At 61.3% G+C, this 25,499-nt stretch carries 21 protein-coding genes and 3 pseudogenes; 8 read left to right on the top strand and 16 right to left on the bottom strand.

The window, feature by feature from the left end:
- Positions 1–478 precede the first annotated feature (478 nt).
- Together ACVILH_RS22390 and ACVILH_RS22385 are read right to left on the bottom strand one after the other, a co-directional pair.
- Complete coding sequence (locus ACVILH_RS22390) at positions 479–3,136, bottom strand: hypothetical protein (protein WP_456714817.1); 2,658 nt, start codon at positions 3,134–3,136, stop codon at positions 479–481.
- 97 nt (positions 3,137–3,233) lie between these two features.
- On the bottom strand, positions 3,234–4,301 hold the full coding sequence (locus ACVILH_RS22385; RefSeq protein ID WP_456714816.1) for a helix-turn-helix transcriptional regulator: 1,068 nt from the start codon (positions 4,299–4,301) through the stop codon (positions 3,234–3,236).
- Between the two features lie 610 nt (positions 4,302–4,911).
- Here ACVILH_RS22385 and ACVILH_RS22380 point away from each other — a divergent pair.
- Both ACVILH_RS22380 and ACVILH_RS22375 read left to right on the top strand, forming a co-directional pair.
- The gene (locus ACVILH_RS22380; protein WP_456714815.1) at positions 4,912–5,961 is read left to right on the top strand and encodes an autotransporter domain-containing protein; all 1,050 of its coding nucleotides are present in this window, start codon (positions 4,912–4,914) and stop codon (positions 5,959–5,961) included.
- Positions 5,962–6,179: 218 nt separating this feature from the next.
- On the top strand, positions 6,180–6,425 hold the full coding sequence (locus tag ACVILH_RS22375) for a hypothetical protein (protein ID WP_456714814.1): 246 nt from the start codon (positions 6,180–6,182) through the stop codon (positions 6,423–6,425).
- Positions 6,426–6,641: 216 nt separating this feature from the next.
- On the opposite strand, the pseudogene ACVILH_RS22370 reads toward ACVILH_RS22375, so the two are convergent.
- The 4 genes and pseudogenes from ACVILH_RS22370 to ACVILH_RS22355 all read right to left on the bottom strand — a co-directional run bounded on the left by ACVILH_RS22370 (position 6,642) and on the right by ACVILH_RS22355 (position 9,451).
- Positions 6,642–7,121 (bottom strand): annotated as a pseudogene (locus tag ACVILH_RS22370) (IS66 family transposase).
- 82 nt (positions 7,122–7,203) lie between these two features.
- The gene (locus tag ACVILH_RS22365; RefSeq protein WP_456714813.1) at positions 7,204–7,299 is read right to left on the bottom strand and encodes an IS66 family transposase zinc-finger binding domain-containing protein; all 96 of its coding nucleotides are present in this window, start codon (positions 7,297–7,299) and stop codon (positions 7,204–7,206) included.
- 635 nt (positions 7,300–7,934) lie between these two features.
- Positions 7,935–8,106: pseudogene (locus ACVILH_RS22360) on the bottom strand (transposase); the annotation flags it as partial.
- 205 nt (positions 8,107–8,311) lie between these two features.
- Positions 8,312–9,451 (bottom strand): helix-turn-helix transcriptional regulator, encoded by a 1,140-nt coding sequence (locus ACVILH_RS22355; protein ID WP_456714812.1) that lies wholly within the window; start codon positions 9,449–9,451, stop codon positions 8,312–8,314.
- Between the two features lie 261 nt (positions 9,452–9,712).
- Between ACVILH_RS22355 and ACVILH_RS22350 the strand changes: the two genes are divergently transcribed.
- Complete coding sequence (locus tag ACVILH_RS22350; protein WP_456714811.1) at positions 9,713–10,852, top strand: helix-turn-helix transcriptional regulator; 1,140 nt, start codon at positions 9,713–9,715, stop codon at positions 10,850–10,852.
- A 571-nt stretch (positions 10,853–11,423) separates the two neighbouring features.
- Here ACVILH_RS22350 and ACVILH_RS22345 read toward each other — a convergent pair.
- The 3 genes from ACVILH_RS22345 to ACVILH_RS22335 all read right to left on the bottom strand — a co-directional run bounded on the left by ACVILH_RS22345 (position 11,424) and on the right by ACVILH_RS22335 (position 13,742).
- Positions 11,424–11,576 (bottom strand): hypothetical protein, encoded by a 153-nt coding sequence (locus tag ACVILH_RS22345; protein ID WP_456714810.1) that lies wholly within the window; start codon positions 11,574–11,576, stop codon positions 11,424–11,426.
- A gap of 48 nt (positions 11,577–11,624) precedes the next feature.
- Positions 11,625–12,824, bottom strand: coding sequence for a helix-turn-helix transcriptional regulator (locus ACVILH_RS22340; protein WP_456714809.1), 1,200 nt, complete (start codon positions 12,822–12,824; stop codon positions 11,625–11,627).
- 534 nt (positions 12,825–13,358) lie between these two features.
- Entirely contained in the window at positions 13,359–13,742 is a 384-nt protein-coding gene (locus ACVILH_RS22335) for a hypothetical protein (protein ID WP_456714808.1), read from the bottom strand.
- A gap of 71 nt (positions 13,743–13,813) precedes the next feature.
- Between ACVILH_RS22335 and ACVILH_RS22330 the strand changes: the two genes are divergently transcribed.
- Positions 13,814–14,107 (top strand): hypothetical protein, encoded by a 294-nt coding sequence (locus tag ACVILH_RS22330; RefSeq protein WP_456714807.1) that lies wholly within the window; start codon positions 13,814–13,816, stop codon positions 14,105–14,107.
- A gap of 75 nt (positions 14,108–14,182) precedes the next feature.
- A pseudogene (locus tag ACVILH_RS22325) lies at positions 14,183–14,577 on the top strand (ATP-binding protein); the annotation flags it as partial.
- 536 nt (positions 14,578–15,113) lie between these two features.
- Here the strand turns inward: ACVILH_RS22325 and ACVILH_RS22320 are convergent.
- From ACVILH_RS22320 to ACVILH_RS22295, 6 genes are all read right to left on the bottom strand, one after another.
- The gene (locus tag ACVILH_RS22320; protein WP_456714806.1) at positions 15,114–15,590 is read right to left on the bottom strand and encodes a response regulator; all 477 of its coding nucleotides are present in this window, start codon (positions 15,588–15,590) and stop codon (positions 15,114–15,116) included.
- A 137-nt stretch (positions 15,591–15,727) separates the two neighbouring features.
- Entirely contained in the window at positions 15,728–16,444 is a 717-nt protein-coding gene (locus ACVILH_RS22315) for a response regulator (RefSeq protein WP_456714805.1), read from the bottom strand.
- Positions 16,441–16,842, bottom strand: coding sequence for a response regulator (locus tag ACVILH_RS22310; RefSeq protein ID WP_456714804.1), 402 nt, complete (start codon positions 16,840–16,842; stop codon positions 16,441–16,443). The genes ACVILH_RS22315 and ACVILH_RS22310 overlap by 4 nt, the downstream gene beginning before the upstream one ends.
- Positions 16,823–19,462: an ATP-binding protein gene (locus tag ACVILH_RS22305; protein ID WP_456714803.1), complete on the bottom strand. Its 2,640-nt coding sequence runs from the start codon at positions 19,460–19,462 to the stop codon at positions 16,823–16,825. The genes ACVILH_RS22310 and ACVILH_RS22305 overlap by 20 nt, the downstream gene beginning before the upstream one ends.
- A 79-nt stretch (positions 19,463–19,541) precedes the next feature.
- Positions 19,542–20,186 (bottom strand): LuxR C-terminal-related transcriptional regulator, encoded by a 645-nt coding sequence (locus ACVILH_RS22300; RefSeq protein WP_456714802.1) that lies wholly within the window; start codon positions 20,184–20,186, stop codon positions 19,542–19,544.
- Entirely contained in the window at positions 20,183–20,644 is a 462-nt protein-coding gene (locus ACVILH_RS22295) for a response regulator (RefSeq protein WP_456714801.1), read from the bottom strand. The genes ACVILH_RS22300 and ACVILH_RS22295 overlap by 4 nt, the downstream gene beginning before the upstream one ends.
- A gap of 308 nt (positions 20,645–20,952) precedes the next feature.
- On the opposite strand from ACVILH_RS22295, the gene ACVILH_RS22290 reads away from it, so the two are divergent.
- Positions 20,953–21,315 carry a hypothetical protein gene (locus ACVILH_RS22290; protein ID WP_456714800.1) on the top strand — a complete coding sequence of 121 codons (363 nt, stop codon included), beginning with the start codon at positions 20,953–20,955 and terminating at the stop codon, positions 21,313–21,315.
- A gap of 262 nt (positions 21,316–21,577) precedes the next feature.
- Here ACVILH_RS22290 and ACVILH_RS22285 read toward each other — a convergent pair whose 3' ends face one another.
- A complete protein-coding gene (locus ACVILH_RS22285) occupies positions 21,578–22,417 on the bottom strand; it encodes a response regulator (RefSeq protein WP_456714799.1) in 840 nt (279 codons plus the stop codon).
- A gap of 542 nt (positions 22,418–22,959) precedes the next feature.
- Between ACVILH_RS22285 and ACVILH_RS22280 the strand changes: the two genes are divergently transcribed.
- Positions 22,960–23,352, top strand: coding sequence for a hypothetical protein (locus ACVILH_RS22280; protein ID WP_456714798.1), 393 nt, complete (start codon positions 22,960–22,962; stop codon positions 23,350–23,352).
- A gap of 23 nt (positions 23,353–23,375) precedes the next feature.
- Positions 23,376–25,478: a hypothetical protein gene (locus ACVILH_RS22275; protein WP_456714797.1), complete on the top strand. Its 2,103-nt coding sequence runs from the start codon at positions 23,376–23,378 to the stop codon at positions 25,476–25,478.
- The last annotated feature ends 21 nt before the right edge of the window (positions 25,479–25,499 follow it).

Below are 25,499 nucleotides of genomic sequence, written 5' to 3'. Positions count from 1 at the left end.
GAAGCCTCACTGACGACGCAAGGCGGCCGTCACCGGGGGCTTTACCGAGCGGATAAGGAACGTGTCGTCGCTGCGGCGCTGCAGCCGGATGCCACGATCCTGGCGGGGCGAGCGGATCGAGGTCGAGATCGGGACTGGGACAAAGATCCGGATCAGCGGCGCGGTGGATCCCGCGACTGTGATGGCGGTGACCGTGGCACTCCGGGCAGGCTCGCGACGACGTTTCCGATCGCCTCCGGCAGGCAGGTATGGCTGGCGACTAGCCGTACCGACATGCGAGCCCTTCGACGGACCGGCGCTGCTGGTTCAGGAGACGTTGATGCGCGAGCCGTATCTCGACCATCTGTTCGTGTTCCTCGGTCGCAGCTGCAGCCTCCCGATCCGTGTGGCGTGGCCCGACGGTTAAGACCTGTGTGTCTATTCGCCAAGCCGCTGGAGCACGGCGGCCAGCGAACTACTAGATTTTCTTATAGTTCAGCTATTGTTTATATCCGTTAGCCGGCGTGACTTGCTTGTTATATTGATTGGAGATTGCACCAAAAAGGTCTTGTTGTGGAGGATACGCTACCCATCCCCTCTTGCCCTCTGGCGTCTGATACGCTGTACCTCCTCCCTCAACTGTATAAGTCCTGGTAGCAGGCGGCAAATTTCCAGCAACAGGGGCATTTCCTTCCTGCACCTGCTCGGGCGTCGGCAAAGTTGGATCTGAAGGCCCGATCGGATTGGCTATGCTCGGCGAAGCACTGGATCTAGACGTTGATTGGGGCTCCTGCGGAAGGATGCCAGCGTCCATCAGAACCTTGCGGTCATTTGGATTGTCTGCACAGGGGAATCCAACACAGCTAGACGCGCCAAGATTGCTCGCATCAGGAATTGACTGACGGCTATTGGAGTTAGAGCTGTTTGCATTATCTCCCAGCAGTTGATTTCCATTGCCAACAGCTGCTTGTGTACCGTACTTGCTCAACTCAGTACTAGTATTGTTTCCATCTTGACCGCCGCGAATTCCTCCATTGCCTTGTTCTCCGGCCGAACTGTCGGCAACATTTGGTCGGCCAGCGGTGTCTGCTCCTTGGTCACCGCGAATTCCGCTTCGGCTTTGTTCTCCACTTGACCCATCAGAAAAAATTGAGCGTGCAGAGCTATCTCTACCTTGATCGCCCTGGATGCCAGTTCGGCCTTGATTTCCGCTCAGTTCTCCAGTGAAACCGGATCCGCGAGAGCCTTCATATACGACAGATCCTTGATCTCCCGTTGGCCCGTTTTGGTAGGTTTTTCCGTTGGGTTCGATCCAATAGGCCGAGCCCTCCGAGTTATAAAAAACTCGCCCCTGAGGGGTGTCTTTCGTCCATTCGTAGTTTACTCCGTCAATAGTCGTGTTCGTGCGCTCTGCCGGTGCAGTCAATTCTGGATCAGCGTTTGCTCGGGGCAGAACGATATTCGAAATCGACGACATTACATTTTGAACATTCGAAGGTGTGGTAGTCGGTCGCAAGCTGATACCTGCATCGTAATCGGCCCTTCCTCGGCCTATTGCAAAACCGTCTTGCGAGACGTTGTTCCTTTGGGCGGCCGACACTGGAGAACTGACCGGAACTGTGACGCTGCAGGTGGAATAACCGCAGTTCGCAATGCTCTGTCCCCCCACAGTCACACTGGTTACCCCCGCGACAGTGGAGCTACTCACCGTTTGGCCACCTGCAATGCCGGAAAATGGTGCAGATGCTCCTCCATTTCCATCGATGTTGGCAGAAGTACCACCGCCGCTTATATTAATATTCTGGCTAGAGCCACCACCTGCAGCGGTTACTGTCGCGCTGATGCCGCCATATTGGATGGTAGTCGAAGTAGGCGTGACGGAATTACCTGAGACCACCACATCCGCCCCCCCATATTGGCCATTTTGTGCCGTATAAATCTGTCCGGACTGGCAGGGGCTGGGATTGCAGGTTGGATTTCCAGTCGGACTTAATGTGACTGTTCCAGCTGGCCGTGTGTTAGAGACGCTGTTTGGTGCCGAGCCGGATGACGACTTTGCGGCTGAGCCTCCAGAACTCGACGATACTGAAAGAGCGTTAGGCGTGGCGGACGTATTTGCTTGTGCTGGCTCACTTTCGCTTTTGGCAACACCGATCTTCGCGTTCGCAGGGGATGCAGCTGTGGCAGAGGGACTCGCCGCCAACGAACCAGAGCTCGCATTGCTGGATATCGGTCCGGCCGAGGCCGCGCCACTTGCATTGGAACTAACAGCGCTCCCGGCAGAACCGCTTCCCGCCCCACCTTTGGCGTCGCCCGAGCGCGGGTTTGATCCCGCCGCAGGGACCTGAAGCTTGGCAGAATCGGCCTGCTTGGGAGGGCTGCTGGCGGACGGAACGGTCCCAGCGTTTTTAGCGGAAAGAGCGCCTGCTTCATGTTTGGGCGCGGCCGAAACTGCCGTCGAGGAGGTCAACGGCTCGGCCGCCTTTGGAGGACCGGACGCAATCCCCGGCTCCTTAGGATTTTCGACCGTCGGATTGGCAGGCGAAAGCACCGGAGCAGCGGTCTTCGGCAGATTGCCATCCGTCACGCTCTTGGGCGTTCCGACCGGTAGCACCCGCGGGTTGACTGGCCCGGAGGTCTTGGGAGGCGTTTCCAACTTGACGTTCGGCTGAGCCACCGGCGACCCTGCCGCTGGATTAGAAACGACCAGCGTCGTCGCCTGAACTGATGGAACGGTCTGCTTCGGTACGTCGATGACGGCGGGTGGAGCGCTCGACTTCGGGATATTGACCACGGTTTGAGGTCCTGCCGAGCGAGGCAGATCAACCTTGGGTGCGGCGACGACTGGACGGGGTGTCTCGACCTTGGGCACCACGGTCACCGCCACGGCAGGCTTGGGGACGTCCACTTTCGGCACGACGACCGCAGGTTTCGGGACGTTCACCGTCACCGTTGGCTTGGGCACGTTGACGACGGGCTTGGGGACATTGGCCACGATATTCGGTTTGGGAACGACGATGTTGGGCCTGGGAATCGCTGGCTTGGGGACGTTCACCACAGGCTTGGGAATTTCGACCGCATGACAAACTGATGCGAAAAAAGGGGATAGCGCCAAGCCGGCCACCGAACAAAAAATCAAACGGGATGACGTGCCCATGATCATCTCCCAACAATACCGACCGGCCTACTCTATAGACCTGATAGACCTCATGAGCAGGCGAGTCTTCACCCATTTGGGTTAAGCTCCGGGAGCCTCAACGCTTCAAAAATGTAGACAACAACACGACCAGTTCGGCCTGTCGGCGGCAACCTGTCTTGGCGAAGATGCTTTTGAGCTGTGTACGAGACGTCTCCTTCGTGATCGCGAGCTTATCAGCGAGAACTTCGAGCGGTATTCCGGTAGATATCTGAGCCGCAAGGCGGGCTTCCGCCGCCGTGAAATCGAATGCAGCTTGTAGAGCCGCCGTCGACGGCGTCAGGGCGAGATCCGTATCGACAAAGACGGCCACGACCTGACATTCAGCGAGAGCATTTCCAGCCATGCTCGACAATTTCGTGAGATAGACGAGCAGAGGACGACGGCCTATCCGCGCAAAGGCAATCGGCGGCTCCGCAGCTGCAGAGCTGCTATTGATGAGCTTGTTCGCCGCCTTCTCGAAGCGGACCGTTGCCGCAGCGTTATCGGCCTTGAGACGACCGTTGATCACTTTGACATCGGAGCCAAGCATTCGTTCTGCTGTCTGATTGATCCGGTAGATCTTGCCGCTCCGATTGATCAGAGCTGCTCCCTGGGTGCTGATGTCGAAGGCATCCAGAGCACCCGAACCAGTCGCATCGCCGATTGCGCTGGCAATTGCGGCCGCCCCGGAGAGGCGATCTCCCAATTTGCCCAACTGGCGCTTCTCCTCAGCAGTGAAGGGCCCCTGAGCGATCGTGCGCTGGATAGAGAGGCACCATGTTTCATCCCCACAATTGACGTGAACACCGCCGAACCAGCGAAGGCCGTGTGGAGCGAGAAACTCCTGATAGTACGGGTGCCGCTTGATGTCCTCGAGCGTGAAGATGTCGAGGTCATCGACGACCCCCCGCTCCTTCATGATGTTCAAGCCCTGCCTCCGTTCGTCCTTGGCGTACCAGCTGTCCTTGATGAAGGTCTCGAACGATCGGCTCATCGATTCCGTAAACGGAAGGGCCGAGAACATCTTGCCGGTCAAGGGCAGAATGACTGCACCGTAACTCTCTGTCACGGACGTGGCGACGTTCAGTGCCTCGATCCAGCACGAAGGATCAGTCGCAGCCACTACAAATGCTTCTTCGATCAATGCGAAATTCTTCAGGGCAAGGTCCCCGCACGCGGATCTAATGAAATTACAGATTGTCGCAAGGCACCTCCAATTGTCCAGCCAAATATCGCGCCGAGTCTACGTTTCCGACGAAGGCCACGGACTGAGCAGCTGCCCTGGACCACCGGCTCTAGTAGTCTGAAGCCGAGGCCTCGGGGACCTCTCAGCTCTAGGAGAGCAGATCGGCGATCTTGCTGGCTTGATAGGCCGGCAGACGGTCAACGTTTAGCTCGATCAAAAACAGCGCGTCGGTTTTCGCGACGGCCCCTATTGCGATAGGCGCCTCCTTCGGCCACGCTGATCTGGGGAAAATCATGCTGAGCACAAGATCATGCTCCCGGACCAGTCCTACGGATTCAACAAGCGTCGGCTCCGGCGGCAGGCGGCCGCCGCCCAGGGCACTAACCGTCAGGTGAAACGTGCTATATAGGCAACACCGCGCCAAATGCAGTGAGGAAGCATGGTCCTTAACCCAAATGGGTGAAGACGCGCTAGTTCCTGCCTCTTACGTCTTCTGACGATTAAGAATGTTTGGCTTCCGCTGCTCCGCCTGAAGCCAAACGGGGGCTACTTGGTAGGGAAAGAGCATATGATATTGAAGCCAATCTGGGGTTATCGACCACTTCAGGTCGTCGCCGTGACGCTGTCAGCAGTCACATTGATCGGACGCCCGGCCAAAGCCGATTCGATCACGGACCGGATCATTCAGAATGTCATCCAGAACATTCTCCAGGATGTTCGTGATCAGATCCAGTCTCGCCGCTTAGCCCCCCCTACGACGCCCGGAAGGGCAATGCGATTCAGCGGGGACGACGCAAATTCGTTTGCAACCGACAACGATCCGTTCGGTGCACTCGCCTACACAAAGGCGCCGCCCTATACGAAAGCGCCGGCCCCCGCTCCGGTGCCAACGTATATATATGGAGTGAACCTGAGCGGGTCGGCTGACTACAGCCGGTCAGCTGGTGTCACGACCGAGTCGTATGGCATCACTGGAGCGATCGACATCACCAAGATTGGTGTGTTCAGTGCATATGACGCCGTAACTGTGATCGGGACGGGTAGCGGAATCTGGTCCCACTCCATCGGCGTCGACACCTCAACGGCGGTTGGAGCCGGTACCGTTGCCTATGTGAACGGTGGATTCTCGGGTGATTTCACTGTCGACGGCACTTGGACGAGGAACAGATTGGCTGCTGTGGGTGTTGCGGCGCGCCCAGACGTCAGCGGCATCAGCTACGCACCAAACATTCAATACAAATTTGAACTGCCGAACTCATGGTATGTCGAGCCAACCGTCGGCGTCACCTATACGGAAACCTACACCGCCAACTTCGGAGCGAAGACGGGCGATAGCACCGAGGTCCATGGTGGCGCTCGCTTCGGCTTCGACACGGTGTGGAACGCGGTACGTGTTCAGCCGTCCCTTACGCTCGCTGCATTCTCGATCGTCAGCCAAACGGTAGCTGCAGGAGCCGCCGGAGCCGCAACTGGTACGGGCGACGTCGGCGGCAGAGCATCAGGCAAGTTCAATTTTCTGTGGACCGACAAATTCTCGACCTTCATCGAGGCTCATGGCAGCACCATCAGAGGTACCAATGCATACGGAACGTCTGGTGGCCTGAGGTGGACCTTCTGATCATGCACCTCCGTTGACTTTTCAACATGGAGAGCCGCCGTGCTTCGGCGGCTCTCCAACTGTACGCATACGATGAAGGCCGCGCGATTGGCGCGTGCGCGCGGGCGCGGAGAGGTCTATCGTGGCGTTGCGTGAAGGTCAGGCGGCCTGCTGATCGTCGGGCTTGTCGGCTTGGCGCAGGAGCTTCCATTCCCAGGGCAGCAGTTCGTGCAGACGCGATGCGGGATGATCGGCGCTACGGGCGAGGACACCAGCGAGCCAAGCTTTGGATCGACGTCGTTGAGGCGGCCGGTGGTGATCATCGTCAGCATGATGGCGGCGCGGTCGGCGCCACGCTGGCTGCCGGCAAAGGTCTAATTTGGCCGTGCCAGGGCGATGCCTCACAAGGCGCGCTCAGCGCAATTGTTGTTCAGGCAGATGCCGCCTTCGTCGAGGAAGCGGGCGAAGTCGGCCCGGCCGTCTAAGCATGTAGTTGATCGGCTTCAGGACCTCGGCGGAGCGTGACAGGGTTTCGCGCTCGCGCAGCAGCCAGGCGTGCATGTCGTCGAGCAGCGGTTTACTCTTCCTGGGCATGGCGCGCCGCTCGCCCGCGCTCGGCCATTGATGGCGCGATCGATCTCGAGCAGCATGTCGAGGCGCCTGACGGTCTCCGGCGCCATCGGGGAGACCGGTTTGCCGCTCTATCCGTCCCGGGCGGCTTTCGCGATGTCGGCCAGTTCGAAGAAGCCCCGCCGCGCGTGGGCCATGCAGAATGCCGGCGAGATCGGCGTCGCCCTCCTTTCGGCCCGAACAACGGCTCGAAGTCGCCATAGCAATCCGCCTGCAGGATGCCGGCGATGGCGGCCAGATGCTTCCGCGGAAGCCGCGCCGCGCCGGTCGCTGGAGGTGTAATAGACCGCCGCCGGCGGCGCAGGTCCGGCGAACGGCCGGTCATTCCGCACATATATCCAGATTCGCCCGGTCGTCCACTTGCCCTTCGCCAGGATACGGATGGTATTGTCATCGCCATGAAGGCGCCCGGCCGCGAGCAAATGACGCTCGATCAGGTGGAAGAGCGGCATCATCGCCTAGGTCCCGTGGCCGACCTGGTCGGCCAATGTCGATAATGGCAGGTCGGTCCTCTCGTATTTGAAGCGCGCGCTCTGACGGTTGAGCGGCATATGCATGCCGAACTTGTCGACCAGGATCGTCGCCATCAGCAGCGGGCCGATCAAGCACCGTGGCATGGAATGGCGCCGGCGGCTAGCTGATCTTTTCGCAATCGCGGCAGGTGGACCTCTCGCGCACCGTCTCGATGACCTTGAAGCGACCCGGGATCTCCTTCAGCGTCGTGGTCACGTCCTCGCCGATCTTCGCCAGCAGCGATCCGCAGCAACAGGCGCAGCTCTACTCGGAGTGACGACGCCCTTGTGATCGATGTCGTGGGGCCAGGGGTTGCGAACCGGCCGCTTGCGCGTGAAGGCGCGGATGCTCCCGGCCTTCGCCGCCGCGGCCTGGCAGCAAGCTCATCCTCGTTCGCCGCGGTGCCGAGCTCTTCTAGCTCCAACTGCTCGATCAACCGCGCCGTGCGCTCGGAGCGCAGTCAGTACAGTTCGCGCTTGAGCTTCTCGATCCGAGATCAGCGCCGTGTTGTCGGACAGCTCCGACCGCGCACTGGCTGCATCCGCCACGACCAAATCGCATTTTGCCCGGCACGCCTTACGCTCGGCCACCAGCGCCATGTAGGCGCCCGCGAGATCCGACGACAGGTCGTCCGGCTTCGATGCCATGACGCCATTGAATCAGATCAGGCAACAGATGCAAACCCAAATCGACTATCCGACCCGCGCCGGATGCTGCGTTTCCAGGGGATTGCGCCAATCGATCCCGGACAACAGAAAGCTCAGCTGCACCAGAGAGATCGTGACCGATTTACCAAGTCACCGATGGCCAGAACCTCCCTCTCTAGAGCCGCTCGATAAAAAGGCAGGCACCTTGAGCCGCTTCGCTTCGGAGAGGTCCGTGCCGCCAAACGTGGCCTTCCAATTGTAGAACGTCGTTTCCGAGATCCCGTGCTTGCGAACCAGATCGGCCGTCTTCGCGCCGGCCTCATGCTCTCCTCAAAACCGCGATGATCTGCCCTTCCGTGAACCGCTTCCACTTCATCTGTCCGTCCTTCGTCCGGGCGGCCTCTAAATCGTTCTGGAGGAAATTCTTAGGGGCAGGTCACGTCTCCAACGTCTCGCTCATTCGAAACCCCTTGTCTCGGAAGAACCCTTGGCACGGTGGCGCGGTCTTCGCATAATCCAGATGGGTTATATGGCCCGCCGCCATCGCAGCCTTCGCTCGCTTGCGAAATCTGGCCATTGGCTCAGCGAAGCACCAGCTTCGTCAGCACGGCAACCAGCTCGCTCTGCCGGGAGACGCCGACTTTGGAGAAGACCCGCTTGAGCACGGTGCGAGCCGTTTCCTCGGCAATGCCCAGCCGCTCCGCGGCCTCCCTGGGGGGGAGGCCAGCCCCCACGAGGGCCGCAATCCGCGCTTCGCCCAAGGTGAGGCCGAGCACGTCGCGGACAACGGCGGGATCGGCGGGCTCATCAAGCTTCTGCTCGATTGCGAGCACGATGCCGCGGGTGTGGGTGAGAAATTTTTCGGCGAGGCTGGCTCGCGACGCGATCGGCAACAGATAAACTACCAGCCGGCGGCTTAGTCCGATGGAATGAACGAGAACGGGCTTTGGATAGCCGATCAGGTCATGCGGATCTCCGCGCAGCGTCCGCGCGATAGCCTCGTCTATGGCCGCGCGTTCGGTGCCCGAGCCGATCCGCAGTCGGCCCTGGAGGATCTGCAATTGATCCCCGATCAGCCGCTGCCCGGCGGGGTTGGAGAACACCACGCGTCCGAGTGAATCCAGCGCGAACACGCCAATCCCGATCCGGGCCAAGGCTTCGCCAAGGCCTACCTTGGCGAGCTCTGCGTCCAGCAAGCGAATCGTAAGTCGTAGCGATTTCTCGACATGGCGCCCGATGCGGCGAACCGTTTCGAGTTCGGCGTCGGGATATTCGGGCCGCCCCGCATGACCTTGAAGACTGAGGAGAACGCCGAGATGCGGATCGGGCGATACCGCTACCCCTCCGAGCGGTCCGAGACCATGTTGCGCTCTGAACTGAACGAAGAACGGATGGTGGCTGATCTCGTCCTTCGAAACCAAATGATGGCTCGCGTAGGGCTCGCCGCTGAAGAAATAGCCGCTTTCCATCGCTCGGATTGCTGCTATGTCGCGTCTCGTCCAACCGTTCTCTTCGTAATCCCTTTGGGCTTCGACCAGACTTTCAGAAACAATCGTGCCGTATGAGCCGTCGTCGCGCCGCCACATCAGCAAGGCACCGACGTCTCCGAAGCAGTCCGCGATCATCCCCAGTGCTCGCGGCCACTGCGACGGATCGGGTGCTGCATCATAAATGGCTTCGACCGTATTCAGAAGACGGCTTGCCGGCGAGAGCAAACTCACGCGAGTAGCCTCCGCGGAGTACCGGGGGCGCCTGCCGGCGAAGGCCATCGATCGAGCGGCAATACGAGTTCACCGAATCTCGCCTTTTTCCACTCAGCTTGCATGATTTTGTGCACTCAAGAGGGGCCGGTGGCGACCATTCTAGCCCATCGAAATTTGCTGCGTCCGCTCAGCATACCACAAATGGGTGATGCTCTGACGCGCGTCCATCCGCAGAATTCACAGTAACTTCTTAGCTGGTGGCAGAATTCGCGGCAATTCATGGCTAGTCAATCGATCGAGCTTTCCGAAATTTTGCGGATCCATGCCAGACTGGGGGAAGCGGCGGTTGATCCGGGCAAATGGAGAGACTTGCTCGAGGAGATGTGCCGAGTCGTCGGCGCAGAGGGAGCCAGCCTGAGGCAGGCCGGTGTTCGAACGTCGGACGTTCCCTATACGGCCTCGATGGAGGATCTCACAAGGGTCTATTTCAAGGACGAGTGGCACCTACGGGATATCAGGGTCCCGCGCGTCCAAAGTCTATTCGCTTCGTCCCATCCCGTTGCGCCGGCGTTCTGCGACGCGGATATGTTCAGCTACGACGAGATGCGCCAGCTATTCCGTCAGGACCCCTATTTCAACGACTTCCTCCGGCAGGGAAAGCTGAAATGGGGAGGCTGGATTCGCTTCCCGGTCGCGGGGCAGCCCTGGCTGGTTGCCTTCCAGCGGACCGACGCGCAGGGGCCGTTTGAGCGGGATGACATGCTACGGCTCGCGCCGCTGGCCCCGGCTCTTGCCGAGATCGCGGACTTGTCGGCTGCCGTCGGACGATCGGTGCTCACCGGGGTGCTGGATGGCTTGCATCTCGTTCAGAAGCCCGCGGTGGCGCTGGATCGAACTGGCCTCGTCCTGGGCATGAATGCGGGCGCCGAGGCCGTGTTCGATTCCGAGTTTCGGGTTCGCAACTCGCGTCTGTTCATTCGCGACGGCAAAGCGCGTCAGGCGCTCGAACTCATGACGTCGGATGAGGGCGGCAACGAATTCCGATGCGGATCAAAGGAGCAGTCCGGGAGCGTCATCGTTGCGCGACGCGAGACCAAGAAGCCGGTTCTCATGAAGCTTCTGGCGGTCCACGGGGCAGCTAGCGCGCCTTTCCTCGGTGCAAAGTTTATCCTCACCCTGACGGACCTGGAGGCGGCGCGTCCGTCGTCTCTCGAAACCATCTCGGAAGCGTTCTCGCTGACCGGCGCCGAGGCCAAGGTCGCCGCGTTGATCGCGACCGGTGCATCCCCTGAGAAGATAGCAGGCGAGCTGCGGCTGTCGCGGGAAACGGTGCGAAACCAGATCAAGGCAATTTTCGGCAAGACCGGGACGCATCGCCAAAGCGAGTTGGCCGCGTTGCTCGCCCGGATTCAAACCTGAGCTTCGCTGGGATCGTGCAGCAACGCGCGATCCCAAGGGGTTGAACCGAATGCGACGGCCCGCTCAGCACGGACCCCGGCCGGTGGCACCGCCCGTCCATTCGCAGCACTGCACACGCGAGCCGATGCTTGCGTCGAGCGCTGGCCCGCTACGACGCGATCCGAACAGCTCCAGTTCCCGCAATAGGCGTTGTCGCTCCAATTGACTCATGCGCTCGTGCTGCAGTGATTGACCCAGAAGGGCCCGCTGTAGTCGATCGACAGGCAGGTGGCTTGCGCTCCGACGGCCGACATTGCCAGAAAAAGGCCCGTCGCCATGAAGATCTTCGGCAGAATACGGATTATTCGTTCCTCGACATGGATGAAACAGTCCCGGCCGCAGCCGTCGTTTGCCACTGAGGCCAGCGGGAGGCGGACGAGGCGCCTGGTCCGCGACGCGAACAACAGCTTGCCTCGAGGATCGCCGTAGCGCCTGACCCATCTGGTCATGCAGCGACAATTCGTGCCGCAGCTCAGCTCCAATGCGTCGAGACCTCCAGATAGATCACGTTGGCCGTAGTAGAAACGAACTGTCACACCGAATTTTGCGTGGACAGGAGCTTGTCACAATCAACGGGCGCGTTGATTGAGGGCTGAGACACGCATAGGCTTGCCGCCTGCGCATCAGGATGGCGCGCCTTGAGAAGGAGATAGGCAGCATCGAATTCGGCCAGACGGGCGGTCATGAGCCTAAGGCGATCTCGGCCCGCTCGGCCAAGTGCGTTGGAATTCGCTCATTTTTTCTGCAGGAACAGGCTAACTAGCTCCCGCTGGGTGTGAGTGCCGGTCTTTCTGAGGGCCGACTTGACCTGGTTTCGCGCGGTCTCGTAGGCGATACCCAGCTCGTCGGCAATCTGGATTAATGTCCCCTTGCGGGTAAGGGCCTGTGCAATGCGCAGCTCCGCATTTGTGAGCTGAAAGCGTACTTGTAGCTCGTTTTTTTTCTCCAAAGGAGGCTCGGTGCGAAGTACCAGCAAAACGGCCGGGTCGAACGAAAGCAGGCAAGCAAGGCCCTTATTTGCTAGGCCAAGGCTGCGGGCAATGGGCAGGATCGAGGCGTGGAATCGGCAACCTCGGTGCAGGAAATCGAACTGCAGATATCCGGAGGAGCCTGGCGCGCGCTGGCAGGCGACTTCGACAAGCGTAGCCAGATGTGCATCCGTTTGAGGCTCGGAAAACGAAAAGACGTCGCGGGTCCCGATACGCACAGTTTCGGACGAGACGACTAGCTCCCTGGCAGCTTGGTTGGCGGAAACAACACGTCGGCTCCGGTCGAGGATCAGAGCGGGATCGACCAAGTCGTTCACGATATCGCCTGTAAGCGGAGACGTTCGTTTCCGGAGTGTCTGACGATTTGCGAGCAGCGCGCCTCGCAGTCTGGACCCGAGACATTGCAGCAGAGGCGCAAAGCGCCGGTGCATGTCATCCTTGTGTCGAAGTCCATACTGCAAGACTAGGGTCGCCTGCCGCCCGCCTTCGCTGAAGATTCTTATTCCGGACCCGCATTCGGCTTCGCCCTCGGGCTTCAGGCCTTCGTTGTAAAACTCGGATTTGAGAAACTCGCCTACCGGAAGCACATACTGCGGCAGAAGAACGGGCGTAAGCATCGGAGCACTGGTTGCCCAGATCTTCGAAACATTGTTCATGCGGGCAAAATGGCTGGCGTATCTCTCGGTGTAGCCTTCGCTCCATCCTGACGCGAGCGCAACCAGCGGGCGTCCTAAAGAAGGATCGTGCGCCTGAATTACCACTCTGGAGCCGGGATTAAGGCGTCTTAACTCGTCGGCAACGTGCTGCCAAGCCTTTGGATCAAGGGCGGCTGCGTCTATCAGCTCACCCAGATACGCCTCTAGCGCATGTAGATCGTGGGGCGAGCGCGGCGTGCCTGCCGCAGCTCCTGCCTTTCCATTGGATCGCTTGACGACATCTGCCATCGTCGCTGCTTTTCCGCCGAATTAGTCCGCTTTCGGACAATACCGCACCTGTCCAGATTTCCGCCACTCGATGGGTCGCGCAACAGGATGATCTGGAAAGGCTTGCGCCGCATGACCCAAATGGGTCATGAGCTCCTTTGGTAATGTTCAAGATGTATAGCCGCTGGCTTCGGCCTCTTGACGCAGACCTGGCCAGATCGACATCTTCGTGGAGTGTCTGAGAACCGCCAACGGTCAGAGCGCGAGCGGGATGACCAGCAGCCCCAAGGTTCTTCGCTTTGATAACGGCCGTCCGTCAGCATTTTCAATTGATATGTAAACAGTGCTCCGCTGAAAACGATCGTCTCACCCCAATGGGATAGTCGCCTTCGGCGGGTGAAGCGTCAGCACCACCGGTGCATAGGGTGTGAGAAATCCCCTGTTCCGTCGCCTGGACTTCGGCTGTACGTTTGCGCGGAAGAAGGTTTGCTGCTCACCGATTTGGTCAAATACGCGGATCGCACGGAGAGCTTGTCCGAGACGAAGCGGCAATGGTCAGAATGAACCCGCGCGCCTGGCGTGAACTCCGGCAGCGAGCAACAGCGCCACTGCCATGGGATCAAGGACGGCGACGAGCGCAAGCGTGAGCAACCGGACCGCTCGCTCGAAGTCAGTGGCGGGTATACCAATCAGCTCGGCGATATACCGTATCGGTCCGACCTCAGCCTCGGCGCGCCTGCGTTGCGCGTCAATCTTGGCTTTTTCGATCTGTAGATTGGCGAGAGCCCGGGACTCACGCTCGCGTTCCGCCGCGATGTCGGCACGTTCGCGGCGCCTCTGGTCAGCAATCGTCATAGCTCCGACCGGCCGGCCAAGGCGCGTCGCCTCGTCGACGGCCGCGTCGATTTGGGCAATACGTCGGTCAATGTCGGAGACCACTCGGCTCTGCATCCCGAGGCGGGTGCGACTTCTGCGGTTCTGTCGGTGAGGGCGAGATCTATGGATGCCATATGGTCAATGTGAGCGCGGGTCAGGAAGCCGAATACGCCAACGGCGTCCAGGCCCATCAACACGCCAATCATCAGGACGAGGACGAACCTCAGGAGGGACGGCGCAGACGTCCAATGGTCAGTCAGCCAGCCGCCGCCACGAGGTTTCCGGCCTCCAGTACGACTCCCATGATGATGACAGGCCAGAAGGCCCTGGCAAAGATCGCTGTCAGGCAGTCGATGGAAAAGGCAGCCGATACACAAGCCAGCGCCAGCGCCGGCGGCAACTTCGTGAGAACGAAAGCTAAAGAATAGTAGAACATACCTGCACAGGGTTTGCACACGCCCTTCACCTGACTATGTGATTTCAAAAAGCTCTCTGTCTAATCCATCATCGGCGATCTGCTGACCGCCGAGATCAGCGAGAAGCAGGCCCGCTCGATCAAGTACCAGCTCACCATCGCCAAGCTGCCGCTGGCCAAGGATCTCGGCGACTTCCAGTTGGAAGGCACGCCGATCAACGCGGCTCGGTGCGCAATCTCGCCGGTGGCAGCTTCCTTGCTCAGCAGGGCAACGCCGTCCTGATCGGCGGCACCGAGACCGAAAAGACGCATCTGGCCATCGCGATTGCCCGCAGCTGCATCCGTGCAGGTGCCCGCGGTCGCTTCTTCAACGTCGTCGACCTCGTCAACCGGCTGGAATCCGAGGCCCGCAACGGCCGGCAGGGCCGGCTCGCCGACCATCTCACCCGCATGGACTTCGTCGTTCTCAACGAGCTCGGCTATCGGTGGCGACCCACGCTACCGGTGCATTGTTCGGCGCACCGGCCTTTGAGCAAGAAGTTTGTTGATAACTGCTAGACAGAACGACCTGTCCCTTGATTTGTCCCTCGAACGACGATCTTGCAAAATAATGCATAAAAATCAATTCGTCACGCGTTCAATTCGAATCTCTCCGAGCGCGCCAGGCTCCCCTTCACCCGCCATCGCCGACCATCACCGAAACCCACGACAACACCTTGTCAGATCGTGGTTTTTCGCGCTTTCGGTGACTGCAGCGTACGATCGGCGAGCTCTGCCAGCATGCGGGGAAGCCTCCGACTGCAGGACGAACTGCAAAGACCGGTACTGAACTGAGTTGCGATTCCTCGACAAATCAGCATGTTCGAGTCCCATCGGACATGCAGCTCGATCTCACGAACATCCCTCCGATCCCGTGCTCTTGATGGTCGCGACCACATTTATCCGAATTGGCATCGCAACCCTTCGACTGTCACGGCATCGAGCGCTCTGACGTTCTCGGCGATGCTGCGAGCTGGCTGTCAGCAGGTCGTGCGCCGAAGTCGACGGGCCATCCGAGGGTCGATCTCAAGCAATGCGGCGTCGAGGTCTCTCCAGAAATCGGGGCCTTTCCTGACGTGGCGGGTTCCTACGTGCTCGCATCTCTGCAGCGTATGCTGATTTGTGCTGCTCGTGATGATGATCACGTTCGCCGGCGCACGGTCAGCATCGAGAAGATGCCCGCAGACCGACAGGCCGTCCAGCTCCGGCATGTTGACGTCGATCACCAACACGCTTGGCTTGCCCCGCGTCGCCTTCAAGAACGCCTGAAGGCCGTCAGACGCCGTGTCCACCTCGAAACCCAGGCGAGCAAAGTGATGTGAGAGAAGCCCGACCACCGCAGCGTCGTCATCGGCGATGAGCAGACTGGGCGCCTGGCCGAATGAGCTCGCTGTCTCGAAACCGTCGACCGATCCCCGCCCCCCGAAGGCTTCGATCAGCTGCGCAGCCTGCCGCATGTTCTCGCTCCTGTCATCGTTGCCGGATCCTGGTCAGACGCTCGTCCGGCTTGCGGGGTCGAGATGACGATGTTGAACCTAACGCTCCCTTAGCGGCGGCCCAGGTATGACTACGCGGATCGATCGGACCGGCAACGCTAGGCCCGCTGCAAAGACCGCGCGGCGAGCGGCGCCTGACCTCCGCACTGCTGCATCTCGAGGAGCAGAGCGTCGAGCAGACGATCCGTATCCGCACCGGGCCCATCGCCGCGGATCTCGGCCAAGACGGCGTCCTCCAGATTCGCTGCCGCGTCGCTCAGCTCCGCAAAGCCGTAGATGCCGCTCGCGCCCGACAGCGCATGAGCGCTCACTCTGATCTGGTTCAGCAGATCTGATGATCGCCCCACGGCCCCCAGCATCCTGCGGTGCTCAGACAGGAATTCGGCGTCTCGCTGGACCCTGCGCACGAACTCCGCCCGCAAATGCTCCAGCGGATCGTATGAGGGCCGGACATAGGTTCGAAGCTGCGCTGCGAGCGTCATCGGATCGAACGGTTTCTGGATCACGCCCACGGCCCCCAGCGACCGAAAGCGATCCGTTTCGCGCGCCTGGGTCCGGGCGGTCATGAAGACCACGGGGACATCGGCGGTCGCAGCGCTCTGACGCAATTGAGCCAGTGTCGCCGGCCCATCCAGCACCGGCATCATGACATCGAGCAGGATGATGTCCGGCGCCAGCTCGGCTGCCATGGCCACCGCCTCGCGGCCCGAGCCGCAACTATGGACCATGAAATCGGGATCGAGACCCAGTGACAGCTCGACGACTTCGCGAATATCCGGCTCATCGTCGACATGCAGAACATGAATTGCGGTCATGCGACCTGCCTTACGGACAATGGCGGGGACAGCCCCAGGCGATCGCGCACGATCGGGCCCAGGCGCGTCAGGGGTGATGTCGTCCTGGACAATGGCGGTTGCGGCTGATCGTCTTCCGACCATTTCTGATCCGAGTTGGAGAAGATGATCACCGGAATGATCTTGCCGGAGGGGTCGCGCAGATGCGGCAACAGATCCAGCCCGGGCTCCGCGCCGAGCCGGACATCCACGATCGCAAGGTCGATGCGTTCCGTCGCCAAGACGCGCCGCGCAGCCTCCGGGCTGCTGGCCGACACGATGTCAGCCATCATCTCCAACTCATGCGCGACGGCCGCGAGCGTCTGCGGATCGTCATCGACATGAAGAATGCGAGGCCGCTTACGGGGCGACGTCGCCATTGCAGACAGCTGCGATGCGAGTTGCTCGACGTCGATCGGGCGCCTGGATCCATTGCAGGGCGCTCGTCTCCGGTAATCGGGCATCGGCCTGGCCGCTCGCGGAGGCGTCGCAGGCGATGATGATCGTGGTGTTGACATGATGGGGAATCCGGCGAATCTGCGCCGCCATGTCGCGACATTCGACGTCGTCGAGCGGAAGACCGATGACGATCGCTGCGTAACGGTTGGCGCTGGAGCGCAGCAGCGCCGCCTGTACCGAATGCGCGAAATCCACCGTGAGGCCGGCCGGCGTCAATTTGATCCGCACCGCCTGCTTGATGACCGGGTCGGTCTCGCACAGCAGGATCCGCGACCGAACGCCGGTGGTCGCGGTCTCGATGGCGCCTCCGACGGTATCGTCCCACATCGGCAGCTCGACGAAAAACAACGCGCCGCCGCCATCGGCATTTTCGAAACCTGCCTTGCCTCCGAGTCGCGCGACGATCTGCTTCACGATACTGAGGCCGAGACCGGTGCCGCCTTTCTGACGGGTATCGGTCGCATCCGCCTGCGCGAACCTCTCGAACAGATGCGGCTCGAAGTCCTCAGGTATGCCCGGACCGTGATCACGCACGCCAATCCGCAGGCTGTCCCCGTGGTCCTCCACCGTGACCTGCACGCTGCCGCCGGCGGAAGAGAACTTGATGGCATTCGAGAGCAGGTTCGCGACCGCTTGCGCCAATCTCTCCGGATCAGCATTGGCATAGATGTCCACAACGCCGGCAGCGAGCTCGACGCGAACGCCAACATCATCCGCGTAGCCGCGACTCTCCTCAACGACGCGCCCCACCAGCGATCTGACCTCTACCCGCTTGAGATTGAATGGGATATGCCCCGCCTCGATCCTTTCGATGTCGAGAATGTCGTTGACGAGACGGACCAAGCGCTCACTGTTGGCATGCGCGATGCTGAGCAACCGCGCCGCCGGCTCCGGAATCTTCTTGCTCCAGCATCCGACGAGCAGCCCCAACGAACCGGTTATCGATGTCAGCGGCGTCCGCAGTTCGTGGCTCACGGTCGCAACGAACTCATCCTTCAGGCGTTCGGCGCGCCTGCGCTCGCTGACGTCGACGACGACGCTCAGGATTATGACCTCCTGGCCGGTCCGGATGGGATTGAGGCCGACCTCGATGGGAAACTCAGTGCCGTTCTTTCTCCGTCCGGTGAGCTCGCTGCCGGATTCCATCTGGCGGGTGTCGGGCCGCAAGGTGAGAGCGTGCTGGAGCGCGGCGCCTCCCTCGCGAGAACGCTCCGGCACCAGCATGTCCACCGGCTGGCCGATCAGCTCCTGCCGGGTGTAGCCGAACTGCCGCTCGATCTCATTATTGACCATCGAGATTCGGCCCTCGGCATCGATCATCAACATCCCATTCGGACAGGCCTCGACCGCGAGGCGGAACATCTCATCCGCGAGATTCCTTGCCGCGATGGCCATTTCAGCGCTGTCGCGTTCGAGCGTGCGTTGATGCAATAAACGGCGCGCCCGCTCGATCGCCACGGCAACATCATCGATTTCCATAATGTGAGATCGCGCGGCAGTGGTCGCTTCGTCCGGTGCCGAGGCCAACGCTGCGGGCAGCAAGCCTCGCACACCGCGCGCGATCCGCCTCGCCTCATACATCACCGCGATCAACCCGACGACGAGGACGCAGAATGCGCCGCTGATGCCGTACAAGAGAATGGAATTCGGTCGGCGATACAGATCGGCAAGCGGAATCCCGAGCGCGACCGTCCAGTTCGACCGCTCGGACCTGCCGAAGCCCACCAATATCGGCGTCCCGTCCGCCCGAGTTGTGTCAACGACGCTCGGCTGCGACGATTTGATCTCAGCCAGCCTCACCGGGGCCGGCCTGCCGATCAGTTCGGGATCGTGGGTCCGCGCAACGATGATGCCGGCCGAGTCGGTGACGGTCGCGATCCAACCAGCCGGCAGCTTCTGGTTCTCGAACAGGCCGTCCAGCCTGCCAACGCCCAGGGCGACACCGAGCGTGTATTTGACCTTGCCATCCCGAAACACTGGAACATCGATGTAGAGCGCCGGCTTCTTCGAGACCGCGCCGATGAAGATGTCGGAGACCGAGGGCTTGCCCGTGTCGAACACTTTCCTGTGGTTCGCCAGATCTGAGCGCTCGGGCAGCGGCGCGCCATAGGGCAACCCCGTGTTGACGACCTGCTGGCCGCTCGCATCCGCCACGACGACCGCAGAACCATGCAGATAGGGCAGGCTTGCCCTCGCCTCGTTGTAGAAGGCCGCCAGATCGTCGGTCGCGAGCGCTGCCGACTCCGCCAAAACCTGCGCCGCGGACGACGTTCCCGCCAGATCCCGATCGAGCGCGGCCACGAGAGCGCGGACTGTCGCCAATACACCCTGAGAGGCCTGCTCGCGTTCGTGCTGGTACAGCCCCCATGCGAGCGCCGCCAAACCGACGAAGGCAGGGACCGACAGCATGAGAATGATACGGAGCAGCCTTGCCTGGATCGACTGACGCCCAGGGTGCGAAACACCGTGACGGCGGAATGCGGAGATCAATGTTGTCCACGCCTCGCGTTGATCGACCGGTGGCACGTGCCGGATTGCCACTCCCTGCTTCGGTCGGCGTGGATGGGACGAGCGGGCAGCCCGGTGACGGAACGGTTGATCTCGCCTGTCAACTCCTGCATCAGAGCTTCCCGCAACGACGCCGTCCGGACTTCGCCGGCAGCTCACTGTGGGCTGTATCGTGATCCCGAGCCGCCAAGCGAAGCAGGTCTGCGAGGTTCTTCGCTCCGGATTTCCGCATCAGGGCGGCCCGGTGACCTTCATAGGTTCGTGGGCTGATCCCGAGCCGCGCCGCGCCTTCCTTGTTCGAATACCCGTCCCGGACCAGAGCAAGAACCTCCTGCTCGCGCGTGGTCAGGGAACGCAGCCAGACTGCGGTTTGCGGAGTCTCTTGTGTCGCCTCATTGGCGCCGCCGACCCGCGACCACCATCTAATGATGTCGCGACTTTGCGCAAACGCTGTCTGCTGCCTGAGCGGCGCCTCGAACGTATCGCCTAGCCGCTGCACCAACCTGCAAACGGATTCGGCCTCGCGCAGCGCGTTCTCCGCGACCTCCCGCAGCGACACGCCGTCGCGTTCGATCGGAGGAAAGCGGCCACTGCTCTGACAAAGGTCCTCGAGATAGAGCAGAAGCGCCGTCAATGGTCCGTTCAACTGGTGTGCGATCGCCGCGCCAACCTCGTTCGCGGCAATGGCCCGATCGTCACAGGGCGATTTCGCCTCGGAACGCTCCGCGTCCACCATGTCGCCGTCGAACCCGCTCATCGCAGCAAAGCTCCCGAATGAGCGTCAGGACTGAGGCTCAGGTCTATCGCCTCGATCAACTCGTGGGAGGAGAACGGCTTGCGAAGATAGCGTGACGCGCCACGCTCCATTGCCGCGCCGAGGTAGTCGACCGGCTCGAGCGAGCTACGTAACCTGAAGCCGGACATGGCGACAATCGGAACGGCGGATTGCTGCCGGATGTAGGTGATCGCGTCGAGCCCGCTCATTCCGGTCATGAAGAGATCGACCAGAACCACGTCGAAGCTCGATTGCGCGAGCGCTTGAATGCCCGCATAGGCGCCCGATGCGAGCTCGGTCCGGCATCTGCGACGCGTCAGAAATACCTTGATCGCCGCGCCAACGCTCTCGTCGTCGTCGATGACGAGAACACGCAAGGATGGAGGAGCCGGAACGGCTCGTTCGACCTGGATACGGGCGACCTGCCCTGACGCGTACATGGCATAACCCCAGCGGCGACAAGATCACAGCCTCGCAACGCCGCGATCGATGCCAACAGCGGTGCCTCGCCTCCGTAAGCTATTCAGCCATATCTGACGGTGGGTTAATTTCGCTGCACGTAAAACTACCTGAACCATCCGCCGCGCCGAGCGCCGGACGACGGCGCCCTCGGATTGCTGCGGTGAGCCGTCCATGATCGGCCCGCCGGATCGATCATATCCGCGATCGAATACATTGATCAGTGTACGATGACTTGAAATTAATTCTTCAGGGAGACGCTAATGGAATGTAGCAGCAGGAGGACTGCATGACCGGCGACCAATTCGAGGCCCGCCTCGCCAAGGTGAGGCACCGCTTCGCGACCGCACTCGAAAGCAAGATCACGGCTACTCTCGTCTTTGCAGACCGCATGTCACGGGGCGAAGACGCCAGTGGCGCACTCGTCTCCGAATCGTATCGTCACCTGCACGGCATCTGCGGCATCGGCCCGACGGTCGGCTTCGCCGCCACCGGGCAAGCGGCCCGCGCCGCGGAGACGGCCCTGCTGCGCGCGATGACTGAGAGGCGCAGGCCGACCAATCGCGAGATCTCGAACCTGAAGGAGGCGCTCGCTCATCTGCAGTCGGCTGCAGCGTCGGAATTGCGCATGATGTATCAGCGCGGTGGCTAGGAGATCCGAGCCTCGCGAGGAACGCGCCTCACGACACGTCCTCGCGCGGGCCAACTCCGGCCTCGACACGCTGAGACGCGACTGATTTCGCGGGCCCCTCTCCGCGCGCTGTTGCGCTTGGCTCACTTTGTCATTTGCGAACGGATGCCGTCAGCCAGTGAGGCCGGCCCGCCTGCGCTGCCTTAACCGCCTCTGCGTCGCAAAGGGCCAGCTATTCACGTCATTCCGAGGGCGCGGCTCTCAACAGGGAGACGGAGCCTCTTCAGGGAATGGCGGCGAACCCGCAGTACCTCTGCAGCGCGTCCAGCAGCTCGGCGCCATCAGACGATTTATGCAGAACGCGAGCCGCTCCAGGACGACCGCCGATCTCCTCCTGAAGCTTGCGCTTGATCGACCTGCTGAGATGCCGTCCAGACTGGACGATGACCGGAATGTCGCGGGTCTCTGACGCATTCCGGAGCTTTGTGAGAAGATAGTTGGCATCGCCGTTCGGCATGCAGAAATCAGTGACGATGACGCTCGGATGCTCACGCCGCGCTGTCCAGAATCCTCGCGTGGCATCGTTGGCGTACAGGAGATCGACCCCCAGCCCTTCGAACTGGTGCTCGAGCATCTTCTTCACGCTGGCATCGTCATCGACCAACAGCACCCGTGGACGTCGCCTGACGTCGACCGCAGAGAATTGTCTGGATGCTCGTGCTATCTCCGCATTCCTCTCGGGATAGATCTCTGCCAGGCTCGCCGCGAGGTCCTTCCAGAAGAGACGCCCCTTGGGTATGCATGTCGCGGCTAATCCGTCGCACAGGTCGAAGGTTCTTTCATCTGCCCGCCCGGTCATCATGATGACATGAGGCGCGTTCTTGGCTGCGTCCGACAGATAGCTGAGGACGCTCAACCCATCGATCTCAGGCAGGTGAACGTCAATGAGAATGACCTCGGGCCGGTGTTCGGCCGCCCTGATCAGAGCCTGCAATCCCGTAGCGGCCGTCAGGACGAAGAAGCCCATCCATGTACACCAGTCGGCGGTCGCCTTGAGGACCAGGGGATCATCGTCGACAATGAGAATTGTCGAGATCGCCCTGCTCACCTGTCGTGCATCCATCGCTTGCGCTCCCACTTTGGTCCCAGATCCCGTTCTGACGAGGGATTGCACCATTACTTCGGCCGAGTAGCGAAACGCCCTCACCAAGCGCATCCGACGTTCGGCCCACCGCGATACGATCAAGACAGCCTAAATGTCAGGATAAGACCATCGCAGGTAGAACTACGCGATTGCCGACCGAAGTGCTCCGTCGACGTGCAGCGATCGCACCGGAGCATCGTCGCCGTAAGCGATTCTGGTGAGCGCGCTGATCAGCGCGGCTTCGACGTCACGACGAGTCCTTTTCGTCAGTGAGCGTATTTCTACGCGAGAAAGCGTGCGTCCGAAAGTAACGAAAGTCCCTCAACCTTTATCGACGCGCGGAAACGCCGCGCCGACGATTCATCGGGGATGTGGAGCAGTCATCCATGCACCATCGTGTCACCATGCCATCCGGGAGGATGATCGTTGCTGCCACGCTCGCAGCATCCTGCCGGCGGCGCGCGTTCGTTGCATCGCCTCATCTCGCTGCGACCGCCGCAGTCGAGCTGTAGGAACGTCGGATGCTGGACGAGACGACCCAGGTCACCGCGATGGATGGACAATTCGAGGCGCGGCTCGCCGTCGTGCGCGGGCGCTTCTTCGCAAGACTGATCGAACGGTTGGATCAGGCTGCCATCGACCTGCCGCGAATGACGGGCGATGAGACAACCTCGGCGGAGATCGTCGCGAAGACCTATTGCTGGATCCACGAGATTTGCGGGATCGCCTCGACAATCGGATTTGGGGCGGTCGGTGAGGCGGCGCGAGCATGCGACACCGTTCTGATCGGACCTTATCGCTCGCGGCGAGGATTGGAGAGCGAAGAGCTGAATGACTTGACCAAACATTTCGGACGGCTCCGAGCTGCCGCGCAGGAATCGCGATGTGGCGGGGATCCGAGCCGACAGGCCTAAGACTGTGGTGACGGGGGAATATCGTGTCGTACTTCGTGCGTTTTGTCCTGGCTGCGGCTCTCGCAATCCAGGCGTCGTCAGTCCATGCCCAGCAACGCAGGTCGACTGCCGCTCCGCCGGAGCCGGCGCGACCGGCCTCCTTCCAGCCATCGCCGCTCATGGCAGCGCTCCCGCAGGCCGCGATCGTCGATACGACACCCAGATCGCTGCGGGTCGGTGTTCCCATCGCCGATGCTGGATTCCCCGAGGGATTCCGTTTGTCGAATCTCGGCGGCCGGCGCGAGCTCTATATTCGCGTTCCGCAGGGCGTCGAGCTCAGTCTGGCCGAACTCGTGCTGGCCTATGACGACGTAAGTGCCCACGAGGCGCGCCGCAGCCTGGAAATCCTGGCGAACGATCGTTCGATCACAGCGCTGACCCTGGATGGCAGGGGTACGGGACGCATCGCCCGCATCTCGCTCGCGAATGTGTCGGCACGCGATGGCTTTCTCAAGCTGTCATTCGTGTATTCCGGCGCGGCGACGCAGGATCGCTGCATCGATGTCCGCTATGTCGGAGACAGCGTCACCATACGCCCCGAAACCATGGTCGACTTTGCCTTGGGGCTCTCGGGCACACCGAACATTGCGGTGACTGCGGCGCTGATGCCTCGAGACGTTGGCATTCTCTTGTCCAGCGCATCGCCGCCGGCTTCCGATGTCGCCACCGCGTTAACGATTGCCCGATCCCTGAAGGCCGGCGGCCGGATCGTCAGTTTTCATCACGGCAAGAACGCCATGCCGGACCTGGTCGACCAGGACAACAAAGGACGCTGGACGCGTGGTCTCATCGTCGTCGGATCGTTCGATGAGATCGCGGATCGGCTCGATGCACCGGCGGCAACATTGGTCAACTACGCGCGTGGCGCGCGGGCCAACAACGCGCTTGCGGCAGGTCGGATCGGCGGCGTTCCGGTCCTGCTCGCCACGGATTCCGGATCGTCGCAAATCGGACGGCTGCTCGGCGATCCTTCGCTCCTGGCTCTGCGCGATACGCCGACGGCTTCGATCGGAACAATCTCGGCCGCCAGGAAGCCGACCGATCGGATCAGCTTCAACGACCTTGGTCTGACCGCGCCGCGCGTCGATGTGTTCGGCCGCGCCGAGCTTGCCATGACGATCGCCAGCCAGTTGCTGCCGGCAGGCACCCGTCCCTCACGCCTCGTCCTCGACGTCATGGTTGCTCCCGACGGCGCCGGCGAAAAGGCGGTTATCAGCGCTTTCGTCAACGAACACCTTCTCGCCAGCACGGTCGCCGCGATCGGCGGACCGACGCGGCTCGATTTCGCCCTTCCAGACGGACTCGTCGGCACGATCGCGAATGTCAGAGCGGTCGTGCAGCGCCGCAGCTCGCAGGGCGACTGCCGGTTCGAACCCCAGGGCTACCCTGCCGAGCTCCTCGGCTCCAGCCAGGTGGTTCTGTCGCCAGTCGGCTCGGCAGCACGCGACTTCTCCGATTTGGTGAGCTTATGGGGGGACGGCATCCAGATTCATCTGCCGGCATCGACGGCTGATCGCCCACTCTCGGTGCTGGCTTCGTTGTCCAACGTGGTGAGCGGCCTGTCGAGCAAGACGACGCCGATCGAGGTGACTTATGTCGACGCCAGGGCCGCCGCAGCGCCGTCAGCGCCCTTCATCTCGGTCGGCAGCTCGCCTCCCGCCGGAGCCGATCAGCGCGTGCGGTTCGATCGCGGCCGCGTCGCCATCACCGATCGCAACGAGCGCGTCCTGCTCGATGTCGGCGGAATGACCACCGGCGCCGTCGCGCAGATCGTCACGGCGAACAGGTTTCCCGGACTATGGATTCGCCCGCTGAGCAGCGACGGATCATTGTCCGCTTCGCCCGCCATCAATCTCGATCGCGGCGACATCGCATTTCTCGACCGCAGCGGCGTGGCCCTCGCGCTCTCCAGCTATCGCGACACCCTTCTGCGCGTCACCTACGCCGACCAACAGTCGTGGACAGCCAACCTCGATCGTGGCTGGCCATGGATCGTCGGCACCACCTGGGTGCTCGCAACCCTCGCGCTGCTGATGCTGGCCCAGCGCATGTACCGCCGCCGTGCAGCTCGCCGCGCTGGCGAATAGGAGCGGCCGTAGAGGATCTGC

Source organism: Bradyrhizobium sp. USDA 4353 (assembly GCF_054063215.1).
The sequence above is the reverse complement of the archived record's forward strand: the minus strand, read 5'-3'. Positions and strand labels throughout refer to the sequence as shown.